General features: G+C 65.3%; 12 protein-coding genes. 4 read left to right on the top strand and 8 right to left on the bottom strand.

Going from position 1 to position 12,739, the window contains the following annotated elements; all coding sequences use genetic code 11:
• The first annotated feature begins 405 nt into the window (after nt 1-405).
• Nucleotides 406-927 carry a lysozyme inhibitor LprI family protein gene (locus tag ACS5RC_RS24570; protein ID WP_478346551.1) on the top strand — a complete coding sequence of 174 codons (522 nt, stop codon included), beginning with the start codon at nt 406-408 and terminating at the stop codon, nt 925-927.
• Between the two features lie 165 nt (nt 928-1,092).
• On the opposite strand, the gene ACS5RC_RS24575 is transcribed toward ACS5RC_RS24570, so the two are convergent.
• Both ACS5RC_RS24575 and ACS5RC_RS24580 read right to left on the bottom strand, forming a co-directional pair.
• Nucleotides 1,093-1,362 carry a DUF6894 family protein gene (locus tag ACS5RC_RS24575; RefSeq protein WP_478346552.1) on the bottom strand — a complete coding sequence of 90 codons (270 nt, stop codon included), beginning with the start codon at nt 1,360-1,362 and terminating at the stop codon, nt 1,093-1,095.
• The gene (locus ACS5RC_RS24580; RefSeq protein ID WP_478346553.1) at nt 1,362-1,523 is read right to left on the bottom strand and encodes a hypothetical protein; all 162 of its coding nucleotides are present in this window, start codon (nt 1,521-1,523) and stop codon (nt 1,362-1,364) included. Before ACS5RC_RS24580 ends, ACS5RC_RS24575 begins: the two co-directional genes overlap by 1 nt.
• 248 nt (nt 1,524-1,771) lie before the next feature.
• Between ACS5RC_RS24580 and ACS5RC_RS24585 the strand changes: the two genes are divergently transcribed.
• Nucleotides 1,772-2,125: a recombinase family protein gene (locus tag ACS5RC_RS24585; protein WP_478346590.1), complete on the top strand. Its 354-nt coding sequence runs from the start codon at nt 1,772-1,774 to the stop codon at nt 2,123-2,125.
• Between the two features lie 42 nt (nt 2,126-2,167).
• Here the strand turns inward: ACS5RC_RS24585 and ACS5RC_RS24590 are convergent, their stop codons facing one another.
• Nucleotides 2,168-2,572: a hypothetical protein gene (locus ACS5RC_RS24590; RefSeq protein ID WP_478346554.1), complete on the bottom strand. Its 405-nt coding sequence runs from the start codon at nt 2,570-2,572 to the stop codon at nt 2,168-2,170.
• Nucleotides 2,573-3,047: 475 nt separating this feature from the next.
• On the opposite strand from ACS5RC_RS24590, the gene ACS5RC_RS24595 reads away from it, so the two are divergent.
• A complete protein-coding gene (locus tag ACS5RC_RS24595) occupies nt 3,048-3,485 on the top strand; it encodes an SDR family oxidoreductase (RefSeq protein ID WP_478346555.1) in 438 nt (145 codons plus the stop codon).
• Between the two features lie 412 nt (nt 3,486-3,897).
• Here ACS5RC_RS24595 and ACS5RC_RS24600 read toward each other — a convergent pair whose 3' ends face one another.
• Genes ACS5RC_RS24600 through ACS5RC_RS24610 form a run of 3 tightly spaced genes read right to left on the bottom strand, consistent with a single transcriptional unit; the run spans nt 3,898 to nt 6,520 of the window.
• Nucleotides 3,898-4,386: a hypothetical protein gene (locus ACS5RC_RS24600; protein WP_478346556.1), complete on the bottom strand. Its 489-nt coding sequence runs from the start codon at nt 4,384-4,386 to the stop codon at nt 3,898-3,900.
• Between the two features lie 27 nt (nt 4,387-4,413).
• Nucleotides 4,414-4,932, bottom strand: coding sequence for a hypothetical protein (locus ACS5RC_RS24605; RefSeq protein ID WP_478346557.1), 519 nt, complete (start codon nt 4,930-4,932; stop codon nt 4,414-4,416).
• Between the two features lie 46 nt (nt 4,933-4,978).
• Complete coding sequence (locus ACS5RC_RS24610) at nt 4,979-6,520, bottom strand: chromosome partitioning protein ParA (RefSeq protein ID WP_478346558.1); 1,542 nt, start codon at nt 6,518-6,520, stop codon at nt 4,979-4,981.
• A gap of 933 nt (nt 6,521-7,453) precedes the next feature.
• Between ACS5RC_RS24610 and ACS5RC_RS24615 the strand changes: the two genes are divergently transcribed.
• Complete coding sequence (locus ACS5RC_RS24615) at nt 7,454-7,975, top strand: DUF1993 domain-containing protein (RefSeq protein WP_478346559.1); 522 nt, start codon at nt 7,454-7,456, stop codon at nt 7,973-7,975.
• Nucleotides 7,976-8,368: 393 nt separating this feature from the next.
• On the opposite strand, the gene ACS5RC_RS24620 is transcribed toward ACS5RC_RS24615, so the two are convergent.
• Together ACS5RC_RS24620 and ACS5RC_RS24625 are read right to left on the bottom strand one after the other, a co-directional pair.
• Nucleotides 8,369-10,756, bottom strand: coding sequence for a bifunctional diguanylate cyclase/phosphodiesterase (locus ACS5RC_RS24620; RefSeq protein ID WP_478346560.1), 2,388 nt, complete (start codon nt 10,754-10,756; stop codon nt 8,369-8,371).
• A gap of 560 nt (nt 10,757-11,316) precedes the next feature.
• Nucleotides 11,317-12,660 carry a tyrosine-type recombinase/integrase gene (locus tag ACS5RC_RS24625; protein ID WP_478346561.1) on the bottom strand — a complete coding sequence of 448 codons (1,344 nt, stop codon included), beginning with the start codon at nt 12,658-12,660 and terminating at the stop codon, nt 11,317-11,319.
• Nucleotides 12,661-12,739: the final 79 nt, after the last annotated feature.

The following is a 12,739-nucleotide window of genomic DNA, read 5'->3' on the forward strand; positions in this document are numbered from 1 at the left end:
ATCGCCCCGGTGATCGCGGCGATCCAATCCGACGCGGCGCGCCTATCCGCCAGCGCCGCGTGGTCTGCCCCATCGTGCGCCTGCGCAGCGTCGCGTCCACCGCGCGCACCAGGATCGTCCCCAGGTGATCGTCAAGGTCGGGCGTCGCCCCCCGGGACCGCGTGCGGTCGGATCCCGAGCCCGTCTGCGACGGCCGGCGGAACGCAGCCTGCTCCGACGGGCGGCGCCGTCGAGACGATCGGCAAGCCGCTCTCCGGCCCGTCGCCGGGCGTCGTGAGGCCGTGTCGCGACGGGACGTCTGCTGGCGACCCCGGTAGGGCTCGAACCTACGACCTGCCGCTTAGAAGCCGCCGATTCGAGGCGTTTACACAGTGCACGTCGCGCTGCGCGATTCCGTCGGATTGAATGCTGTTACGATCGCGAGAGACGGGAAAGAGCCCTGGCGCAATCGCGCGCACCGGTCCGTCTACGCCCGATACGGATACGATCAGCCGCGAGGTCGGGAGTCTCGGGGGCCTTTCGCAATACGAAGGCGTCCGCCTGGCTGCGCTCGATCGAATGGGGAGCCTGCGCGCGCAAGCCGAGGCGCGGACCAAGGCCGACACCTCCGACAATATGAAGACGCGGCTGATCGACCTGCGCAAGGAGGCCGCTGCCGTATCCGACCCACCGCGCACAGTGCAGCCGCCGAAGCCGGTGGTCGTGGCGCGCGATCTTGGTCCGTCCTTCGACTGCGAGAAGGCCAACACGCCGCTGCCGATCCTGATCTGCGAGGATGCCGGCCCGCGCCGCATCGACCTCGAGATGGCTCGTCCCTTCTACGCTCTGCGCCATCTCGAGCCCGACTCGGCTGCGGAACTGAAGGCGGAGGCGACCGGGCTGGTCGAGCGCACCCTCAAGGCCTGCCCCTCTCCGGCAAAGTCATGATGACGCGGTAGAAAGTGCATGGACCGGAACGATCGGAGTAAGCCTCGACCTCCGTTTCATTGTTCGTACCTGTGCAGTCCCGGAAGGTGGTTCGATACAATGCGAGACGGCATCGACCCGATCGAGCTGCTCCGGTTTCCCCCATGCCCATGCCGGGTGGCTGCCTCAATGCAGGGTCCCGTCCGTCCTCGGCATCGCCACAACCTCGGCGACCAGCGCGTCCGTCAGCGGCAGCTCCAGAACGATCTCCTCAGCCTCATCGGCCACGAATAGCACCGCCTTCAGCAGTTCAGGGTCACTGCCGGCGCCCTGAAGCAGTTGTAGGGCCAGCACCTTGGCGGCTTCGCGCGCAGCCTCCAGGCCGACCAGTTCGCGACCCTCAGGGTCCACCACCACGTCGTCACCGATGTGCGTGTGGAAGAAGTAGCGTGGCATCAGCCCTCGGCCTTGTCGGCCTGACCCTGCTTAACGCCGCCCTGCGGGTCTGTCTCATCCTGCTCACCATCCGCAGCACGGCCCTGCGGTGTGAGCCTCGGACGGTCGATCCCAGCATCCTCACCAGTCTCAGGCGGGGTGGTCTTCGGCTTGTCGGCCATCGTGCTGTCCCTCCGTTCCGTAAGAGCCAACCCATGCGGACATGGTGAGGTTCAGCATCCGTGTTCCATTTGGGCAGGCTCCAGCGGACCGTGCCACACCGCCTGCGGACCTGTTCGATAGAAATGCTATCGCGTTCTGGGACGGGATCGGGTTCTATGTCTTGGATCCGAGTCGAACGAGCTGAACCGGAACGCCCATCAGGCTCATCGGCTGCGCGCGCATCTCGACCCTGGAGCAGGATGCCGGCCTGGAGGCCCAAGTCCGCGACTTTACGGCCCTCGGCTGTGAGACGCTGTTTCGGGAGCAGGTGTCATCGGTGGCCACGCGCAAGCAGCTTGAGGCGGCCCTGGAGTTCGCGCGTTCCGGGGACACGCTAGTGGTCACGAAGCTCGACAGGCTGGCCCGTAGCGTGACGCATCGCGAGGGCATCAAGAAGGCCAAGGCTGAAGGCGCCTACAAGGGCCGCAAGCCGACCGCCCGGGCCAAGGCCGAGGAGATCAAGGCGCTGGCGGCGGAGGGCCTGAGCATGGGCGCTATCGCCACCAGGTCAGGGATCGGTCAGGGCTCGGCGCACCGGGCGCTGAGCACTGCCGCGCTTTGAGGCCCCTCTTGGTCCTGGCGGCCCCTCCAGCGCTTGCGGTTCTTACCAGCCGCCATACCCGTGTGGGCGGTCGCAGTCCCGCCGGTAGCCGTACCCAGCGGGGCGGTAGCCGTAGCCCACCGGACCCGCATCGTAGGAGCGCACAACGCGCGGGCCCCGGTAGACCGGCGCATCGTCGTAGTCGGATTCGCGGACCACGCGAACCGCGCGGTAGCTGACCGGCGGAGGAGCCTCGTACTCGTAGCCATAGACCGGCGCGGGGCGGCCGTAGCCGTAGGCCGGGGCGGCATGGGCCTCGGAGACAGCGGCGCCAAGCAGGGCGCCCGCAGCGAGCCCCCCGATGACACCGGCCGCAATGGCACCGCCACCCCGAGCTTCGGCAGCCGTCGGCCCGAGAGCGCTCACCGCGACAAGCGCAGCGGCCGTGAGAGCAGCAATCTTCTTCATCGCCCATCCCCTGACATTTCGAGGAGGCCGGCAGCTTGCGCAGTGCCCGGTCTCGATGGCCCAGCCGGTGGTCTCGCGGCTGTCGGAGAGGAGATTGGCAGGGCGAGGGTGCATCGAGGCTGAAGCGTGGCGACAGCTCCCGTTCAGCTTCAAGGACCACCCTCCCGGGCCTTCTGTCACAGCGCGAAGAAGCCTATCCGCACCCATCTGAGTGGTATGCAGGACGCACCTTTCAGCATCGTCATCCGCGGACGGAACTACGAGTGTCGCGCCTTCGGTAAGACTGAGGGCGAGGCGGCAGACGTGGCCGAGACCATCCTTCACCAACTCCGGCAGAGGACGAAGGTTTTCCCGGCCGAGGTTCACATCGAGTGCAAGGATTTCGAGGCGTCGAAGCGTCTAGCGGCGTATTTCGCTGCGATCACCGTAGAGCCTGATCTCGGCTAGACGTCCGGCTCGGCTTCTTTGGAACTGCGTGTCTTCGGATCAAGGCAGTCGAGATCGAGCACGGCTGATCCGGGTCAACGTCGTGGGCGCCGGCGTGACCGACACGGCCGGGCTGACCGAGCTGTTCGGCAACGGCGATCAAGCCGAGGCGGTGGAGGCGGCAATGCTTGCGAGCATCCCCTCTGGTCAAATCGGCCGACCAGAGGGCGTCGCCGCGGCCGTCCTATTTCCGGCCTCGGACGCGTCCAGATTCGTCAACGGCGTCGAACTGTTCGTCGATGGAGGGATGGTCCAGATCCGAACTGGTGCCCACCCGACTGCAGACCTTGCGAAGCTCTGTCACGGGTGGACAGCGGAAATTGGGTCGACGCCTACAAGCGGACCTTCGGCTTTGCGCCCATCTCGGCCGCTCAGGCGACGCTCCCGGCTTCTCCAAAAGCGGAAGCTCCATCAGGTTCGATCGTGAATCTCAGTTGCGCCAGGAGCCGGCCTTCGGCCCACGGGGGCCCAAACCGCCGCTCTGGACCGGTTGTTGACCGGCGCGAAGAGTCAGGCGCCGACCGACCTACCTGAGCTGATCGACGCGGATGTCGGTTGGCATGCCCTCGTTCTCGTCGATCCGGGCAAAGGCCAGGCCGAGAGTCTCGGCTTCCGTCTCGACAGCCGAGTCCTGGTTGAGCGCCATCTCAGACCCCTTTCGCACCAAGCCGTGGTGCACGCACTGTCTGAAGCATCCCCAGGCGTTGTCCGCTGAGCTGACCCGCCACCAAGCGCCGGTGTGTTCTGCTTTCGTTCAGTGATGGGTGGGTATGATCACACAAGGCTCGCGGGACATCTCTACAGCCCCGCCATCGCACCAATCGCGGACGCGTCAGCCCTTACGCGTCGGAGTCCACGACATGGAGGAACGCCAGGAGAGCCTCCCTGTCCGCAAGACCCGACGTCTCGCCAAGGAAAGGCGCCATCGCGTCGATCATCTGAACGCAGAAGCTCGTCAGTTCCCCGTTGCGGGTCTCCGCCTTTTCCGCTCGCCGCTCAGCAAGCGTTGCCCGATCGTCCGCCTCGGCGAGCCTTTCACGGGTCAGTCGTAAGTCGCTCCGCTGGCCGGCCAGATCAGATTGCAGCCTCTCGATCTGGGCATGCAGACGCGCTCTCTCAGCCTCTATGTGACCAAGCAAGTTCTGCGCACGCTCGGCAATCAGATCCGCCTTATCCTCGATGAAGCGCTGTCGCTCGATGGCCTCCTCAATCATCTGCAGCGTGCTGGCCGGATCGGTGAGCCGACGACCGATAGCGCAATGCTGATCGGGTCTGGTCAATTCCAGCCGGTGTGCCTCGATCACGATGGACGGCTGCGGGGGACGCAAGCGCATGCTCCTACAGAATCGGGGAGATCAAGCTTCGGACGCACTTTCGCTCGCGCTCGCAACTCGATCCCCGTCCTCGATCCGCTGCGTTGCGGCGCGAGACTTGCGGCCGAAACCGTTCAGAACCGCGTCATGCATTCGCACCAGCCAAGTTTCGGCCTCGCTCGCTCGAGCTTCCGCTGAACGGGCCCGTTCCTCGGCTTTCTGCGCACGCCGCTCCGAGGCTGCGACCTTGGCGCTGAGTTGACGGATCTCCTCGTTCGCGTTCGTCGTGACCTGCTGGAGCTGAGCCTCCAGATCGGCAGCACGCTCTTCGCTTATGCTGATAGCCTCTGTCGCCTCTTGGATCAGATCGAGCGCCGAGGACCAGTCCCGCGAAGGGACCGGATTTGCTTGAGGCTCCGGCACGCTGCGAGACTGCGTGGCCGGTAGCGGGACCGGAGCTGCGTCCTGTGTCACGGATTTCAGTCCCTCGGCCTTGATCCCTCGCATGAACCACTGTTCCGCCGTGGAGGCATTCGAATCTCTGAGCGCCTGGTCTGCCATTTGTTTCTCCATACGCAACACGTGAAAAGCCTCCCGACTTCAGATGCTAGCTTGTTCGTTCAGGAGGCATGAAGGGGCGCACATTGCTTTCCACGTCCAGGTCGCTCGCAGACTTGACCGAGGCCTGTTCCGGATTGGGCAGCGGCTCCATCTCGTCGAATCCACGAAAGCCTCGGGTATTCCGCTTCAGAGACTCGTACTGCTTCTGCAGCGTGACGCGGCTTTCGCGAGCGATGTCGAGCGCGCCTTGCGCCAACGCCCGCTCGGAACGCTCCGATTGCAGATCTTCGACGAGGCGGCGATTGGCTGTCTCAAACTCGTGGATCTCGGCCTCGCGGCGTCGGCTGAGTTGGTCGATGCGCTCGGACAGCATAGCCGCGCGAGACGTCGCCTGTTCGATGGCGACGTCTTTGGCCGCCAACGCTTTGGTGAGCATGTCGCACCGATTGTCCAATTCGGACCGGAGTCGCTGCGCTTCCAGGAGTCGCTCGGTCTGCCGCGTCAAATCGGCCTGCATCGCGTCGACCCGACGATCCGACGTCGACCGCTCGATGGCCGCCTCTTTGGCCGTCCGCTCCGCGACCCGGAGGGCCTCGTCCTTCTCCCGGAGCTGGCCACGGAGTTGCGCAAGAAGCTGCTCGGTCGCTGATCCCCGGTTCGCAGCGGCTTCGAGCTTCATCGTCAAGCTGGCGCGCTCTGTCCGCGAGGCACCGATCTCGGCCTCGTGCTGCGCAGCGTACTTCTGCCGGGCCGCAATCTCGGAGGCGAGTTCGGCTTCCAAGGCAAGCAGCCGCTCCCGCTCGTTCTCGGCTTCGTCCCTCAGCGCGGCATAGCGTGCCACCGTGTCGGCCAGGCGCGCCTCCTGTTCCTCGCACAGCAGCTGAAGACGGCGGTTATCCTGATCGACGATCGCGAAACGCTCGCGCGCTTCCGCGAGGTCATGCTCGGATCGCGAGAGCGCTTGATCGACGGCCTGGGCTTCGAGGCGAAGCGCCTTGTTCTCGCTTGCGAGCGCCTTCCTCTGATCCGCTTCGGCAGCGAGTTGGCGCTCGAAATTGTCGGCGGCCAGCGCCCTGTCACGCCCCGTGACGCGCAGGTGCTCCAGCTCGATGTCACGCGTGTGGATGTCGCTCTCCAGACGGACAACCTCAGCGGTCATGGCCGCGAGGTCATTTGCCAAGGCGGCGGTCTTGACGGTCAGTTCGCCGACCTCGCGCCGAGCGGACGCACCGGTTTGCTGCTCCGTGGCGAACAGAGCCTCGACCTCGGCCAGCCGCATCGTGGCGCGCGGCAGCTCGTCGGAGATCGCAACGAGCGGTTCCAGGACAGCGGAGAAATCGTCCCGAAGCGTCTTCAAGTCTTCGAGTCGACCGATCATCTCGCTGACGCGCATGCGCACCACTTCGTCACGCTGCCCGATCGCATCGAGCGGATCACGCGACGCAGTCGCCTCAACCTTCGCAGCTCTCTTGTCGGTGACGCCCAAAGACACAGCTCTCGGCGGCTCCGGCTGCGTCTCACCGATCTCCTTCTGCTCGCGATCGCTGGCCGACGGAAACAATCTGGTTCGGAACGGCGACCATGCCATCGAGCGTCTCCAAGCCGTTTTCTCCAACCGGCGCATGGTTTAGATGCTACCCCTATTTTCAGATCAATTGTCAATTGCTACCACTGATCGCGCACAAGATCGTGCGATCGATGGCAGCAGGAAATTTTCTAGGGACGACAACCGCAGTTTATCATTATAATTCTTTGTATATCAACACAGAGCATGCAGCAATCGTCGCAAACAAGAAGATCTTATGTCCTCGAACTGGAGCCTATTGCTTGGTTCCTGGCGGAAGAGGCGAATTCGCGACCGTGATTCTAGCGGACACGGTCGGCACAACTGAGGGAATCGGCGTGCGGATAGTGCCGCATTGGAACCGGGATGCAGTCGGCTTCGGCCTGGCCGTGCTCATGGTCGGCCAGGCTCAGGTGGAAAGCTGCTTCGAGAAGCGGCGGCCAACGTGCCCATGCGCTAGATGTGGGACCGATGATATCGCCGAGCGTACGATCTATTCTGGCCGCACCTGCATAAAGACGAGTCTTTTCCGGCATTGACATCGTCGCATCTGCGGCGTTCTACAGCATATATGCACGTCGATGGTGCGAAATTATTGTATGTTGTTGGGAATTTGCTGAAGCGTCCTTGTGTTCCACCAGTGACTTCAGGCTCCGGGCATCATCGGAATAGCCAAGCCGATCAGCCGCCGCTGTCCGCGGGCTCTCGGACAATCCCGCTCCAAGCTCGTCACCGGCCCTTCGCTGATGACGTATCGAATGGCTTCGTAGGGGCGGGAGCGGCCCCGGAACGACGTCCGCTTCTCTGGTGTCCTGGCCAGAAGCGGACCGCCTGCAAGCGGCCAGACTACGTCAGGCCGGATGACAGGTTCCCGAGCAGGACTTTGGTGCCGGGGCAATTCCGTCTCGACGTGCATCGGCATTGCCTCGAGGGGCAGAGGTGCCCTAGGCAGTGGGCATGAGCATCGGCATCCACGACGTGAGCGTTCCCATCTTCGGAAACGCTCTTCGCAACATGAGCGCTTGGCTCGATAAGGCGGCATCGGAAAAGCCCGAGGCCGAGTTGCTCCTCGGCCGTCTCGCCCCGGACATGCGCCCCTTGCCGGCCCAGTACCAGATGGCATCCGACAGCGCGAAGAACGCCGTGGCGCGGCTCGCCGGGATCGAGGCGCCCGCGATGCCGGATGTCGAGGCCAGTTTCGCCGAGCTCAGGGAGCGCTGCGCCAAGACGATCGCCTTCGTCGACAGCGTCGATCCGGCCGCGCTGGCCTCGGGCGCGGAGCGCGAGGTTGAGCTGAAGTTCCCCAACGGCATGGGCTACCGCTTCACGGGGCAGGCCTATCTCACCGGCTTCGCGCTTCCGAACTTCTTCTTCCACGTCACCACCGCCTACGCGATCCTGCGCAGTGCCGGGGTGAACCTCGGCAAGCCGGATTTCCTTCAGCATCTCGGGCCGCCGAACATCCGGCCGCCGGAGTAGGCGCCAACACCCCTCGACCTGAAGACCCGCCTTTGCCGCGGCGATGTTCGCGGACGGGCCGACGGCGCCGAGCGTGGAACGACTGGCCTAGCCCCACCGGTCGGCGCTTCCGGACGATCTCACCGCCGACGAGGCTCACCGGCGTGAGCGAGGGATACGCCGCGGCCTCGGGGTGGATTGCCGGCCGCTCGTGGCAGGCCGGCCCGCCTTCGAAGCGGGCGCGGCTCGGCCGAGACCGGTTCTCGGTGCACGCGCAGTCGCCGCCCGCATAACGACCGGAGACCGCTCCACGTCGATGGATCAAACCATCCGTTCCCGATCAGACCGAAATGTCTCAAGTCGTCTGACGGCGGACAAGCGGGTGAGGTTGACGCTTGCCCCTCGCCGGTGCGCTCAGGCTTGTTGTCGTTCGTCGACGATGAACGGCGTCGTGCCATGGGTGTGTTGGGTGAACTGCGCGATGGGCGACGGGCGGCCCATGAGGTAGCCTTGGGCGGCGTGGCACTGCTCGGCGGCCAGGAAGCCCAATTCCGCTTTTGTCTCGACGCCTTCGGCCAGGACCGGTAGGCCGAGGCCGCGCCCCAGGCCGAGCACGGAGCGCACGATGGCCGCCGTCTGCTCGTTGCTATCGACCGCGCGCACGAACGAGCCGTCGATCTTGATCTTGTCGAATGGGAACGAGCGCAAGTTCGATAAGGACGAGTAGCCCGTGCCGAAGTCGTCCATGGCGATGTTCAGTCCAAGCGCTTTCAACTGTCTGAGCGTCAGGAGGGCCCGGTTCGGGTCGCTGATGAGCGCGGTCTCGGTCACCTCGACCTCCAGCCGGTGTGGCGCCAGCCCGGTCTTGAGCAGCACCTCGTGGACGAGGCCGACGAAGTGGGGGCTGTGGATCTGCACCGCCGAGACGTTGACCGCGATGGACAGGGGCCGCGGCCATGTCGCGGCCTCGCGGCACGCCTCGCGCAGCACCCATTCGCCGATCTGCAGGATGGCGTCGCTCTCCTCGGCTATGGGGATGAACATTGCGGGCGAGACGAACCCGCGCTCCGGGTGCTTCCAACGCAGCAGAGCCTCGAAGCCGATGACGGCACCCGTGCCGACGTCGGTCTGTGGCTGGTAGACAAGCTGCATCTCGCCGCGCGCAACCGCGTGGCGCAGGTCGTGCTCCAGAAGGCGGCGCTCCCGTACTTCGGCCCCCATCTTGGCCTCGAAGAAGCGGTAGGTGCCGCGCCCTTCGGACTTGGCGCGGTAGAGGGCGGTATCGGCGTAGCTCAGAAGCGCCGCGCGCTCGTCGGCATCGTCGGGGAAGAGGGCGATGCCGATGCTGGTGGCGATCTGCGGTCCGCCGGCATCGCCTTTGCCGGAGCGCAACGCCTCCAGGATGCGCTCGGCGAGCCGCCCGGCGGCGGAGGCGTGCTCGCACGGCACCAGCACTGCGAACTCGTCACCGCCGAGACGAGCCATCATCTGGGTGTCGTCGAGCTCGGCCGAGACGATGCCGGCGACGCTCTCCAGCATGGCGTCTCCAGCGGCGTGGCCGAACAGGTCGTTGACCTCCTTGAAGCGATCCAGGTCGAGGCAGAGCACCGCGAGCTTGCGGCCGCCGCCATGCGCTGCCCGCATCTCCTGTTCGAGGCGCTTGCCGAAGCTGGCGCGGTTGGCGAGCCCGGTGAGGGCGTCGTGGTGGGCGAGGAATTGGATCTGGCTCTCGGCCTGGCGGCGGGCCCGCAAGTCGCGCACGGCAACGGCGTAGTGCGGCCGGCCAGCATGTTCGACCGCCTGCAGGATGACTTCGACCGGCACCAGCGAGCCGTTGGCCTGGAGCAGCTCGGCCTCGACCGGGCGTTCGGGCTGGCTGGCGAGCGTCAACCGGACCGCGTCGTCCGGCAGGTACGATGAGAGGGCCGTTCCCACGAGGGCGTCCTGCGGCAGGCCGACGAGCTTGGCGAAGCTGCGGTTGGCGCTGACGACCGTGTTGCCGGTGCAGACAACGAGGCCCTCGACAGCGGCGTTGGCGAGGCTGTGCAGGCGCTCCGCCTCAAGCTTGGAATGCCGGCGGTCGCGGACGTCGAGGGCCAGGGCGGCCCCGGCGAGGAGAAGGATGGCGAAGCTGGCGAGCGCCACTGCGACGGCGAGCCAAGCGTTCGGGAGTGCGGTTTCCGAGACGGCGAGCGTCGGGTCGGGGGTGATGGTGACGGCACCCATGGCGGTAAAGTGGTGACTGCAGATGGCGAGCAGGAGCAAGAGGGCTGCCGGCAACTGATGGACCATGCCACGCGCGTTGACCTGTGCAGCCAGCGCAGCGCCGCCCAGGGCGCTGCCGAGCGCGAGTGAGACGGCGACGATCGCGGGATTCCATGCCTTGTGGCCGGCAACGTCGTAGGCTGCCATGCCGGTGTAGTGCATCGCCGCAATGCCGAGTCCGAGGACGGCACCGCCAGCCCAGGACGCGGCTTGGCCGCCGACCATGACGGCGACGGAGAGACCAGAGCCGACCAGGGAGACGGCAATGGCGAGGGATAGACCGGTCAACGCGACGTCGTATCCGCTCGGAACGCCGGGCGCGAAGGCGAGCATGGCGATGAAGTGCGTGGCCCAGATGCCGGAACCACCGGCGATGCCCGCGACCGTAAGCCAGCTCGCCTGGGCCCATCCGCTGGCTCGGCGCGCGTGGCTGATGAGGCAGATCGTCGTCAGGGCGGAGAGAGCACAGATGCCAGCGGCTAGCGCGACGAGGCGAAAGTCATGCACCTCGACGAGGCAACCAATGACGTTGAGCATGGATGGGAACCCTAGCGTACGATCGTTCCCTCACCATGCGGATGGATGTTGTATGCGGATTTAATGGCAGGCAACCGAGATGTGGATACACAACCGCACCTGGGAGGGCGTCGAGGGGCTGGTGCGATGCCGACGCACGTCCTTCCCGCCATAGCGCGCCAGAAGTCCGCTTGCTCCCGTTCCAAGTACCGAAGCGGATAAGATACTTTCGGCCACGCTCGATCATTCGGGTCCGTTTAGACTGCCGATAAGCAGACCTTCCGAAAGCCCAAGAAGAGTCGACACCGGACATGCGGTCACCTGAAACTGAATGTCCGCGACCGGGCATTCAGTCAATGTCCGTTCATGGCGCGTTCCGGCTCCTCCTGCGTGGCAGGATCCAAGACCCTTGCCCGTTCCCAACCCGGCTTGCGACCACGCTGCAACCACGGGCCTCGGGAGGCAAGTCTGGGGCTATCGAGCCCCATCCCAAATGCCTCATTCCCAAGGGAGAGCGGCTGGCGACCCCGGTAGGGCTCGAACCTACGACCTGCCGCTTAGAAGGCGGCCTATGGGGATTCTCAAGCCGTTGCAGGTACTGCGTTTTCTGTCGAGTTGTCGTTGCCGTGTTGCGCTGGCGTTGCTGCGTCGGCTGCGCCGAGCACCGAAAGCTCACCTGCGGTAATGGCCCGCCGATCCGTCCGGCCGGCATCGAACAAGTGCCCGTAGACCCGTTGCGTGAACTCCGGAGCCTCGTGCCCAGCCCATTCGGATACCTGCTTGAGCGCGGCACCCTCATCGATCCACAGCGAGACGGCAAAGTGCCGGAAGCTGTGTGCCGTCCAGCGTGGTGAGCCATCCTCGGCCACAATGCCGAGGGCGATCTGTAGCGGGCCAAGCTGGCGGTTCACGATGTTGGGATAGCCGAGGGGCGTACCGCTCTCCGAAGGGAAGACGAGGCCCGTGGTGCGCCCACTTATGGCTCGCCAGTTAGCCAGGATAGCGCCCAGCTGAGGGCCGATCGGCACGACCCGCAGAGCCGCAACCGTCTTCACGCTGTCCCGAACGTTGTAGCGGTCAACGGCCTCGCGCACGTGCAAGGCATCAGCTCGCACGCGCTGCCAATCCAGCCCACGAGCCTCTCCAATTCGCAAGCCGGCGAGCGCCATCGTAGCCAGCATGGGCCGCAGCCACGTGGTGGGCCGGTACGCTTCGACCTGCCTGCCTACATGCTCAGCCCGGAACGACCTCAACGCGCTGATGGGGTGCTCCGCACTGACTCGGCGGACCTCCACCGTGCGGCTGCCCAGCGGCGTCTTCTCGCGCGCGACCAGAAACAAGGCCCCCGTGTCCGCGGCAGTGCCGAGCATGGCGCGCACGGCCTCACGCTCTGGGATCCGGACCATCTCTTCCGCTTGCCGGATGTCCGCTCGCCGCGTCTTCCGGCGGTTGCGGAGCGAGCGGACCGGATTGCTGTAGGCGAGGCGGCGCCGAATCGCCTCATCGAAGATGACGCCCAGGACGATCCGCGCGCGGCGGCAGGTATCCTCTGTGCGGCCTTCAGCCTTGAGCCGTTCCAGCCACTCACCCACGTCCGCCGGATGCACCTTCGGCAACAAACGCGAGCCGAGAAAAGGTTTCACGTGCCCTCGATAATAAACCCGATAATTGTGGAGCGTAGCACCAGCAGCTTGGTCCGCCTCCAGCGCGCTGATCAGCAAACCATAGGCTTGATCGACTGTGCTTGCAGCCCTGTCTGGCACGTGACTGCCCGCTGCTACCTCACTACGCACGCGAACCATGAACGCATCAGCTTCGCGCTTAGTCGGGAACTGCTTGAACCGTCTGGCGCCTCCGCCATCGGTGTAGCTCGCCAGCCAAACGGCTTTGCCGCTTGGCAGCATTCTCTTTCTTATCGTGGCCATTTCACTCTCTGCGCTAGAATGCGCTGAGCACGATCGCGCTCAAGCGTCGTGTTTTTTTCGCACGACGGGATTTACAGCG

It is taken from the genome of Methylobacterium sp. HJ2 (assembly GCF_056431005.1).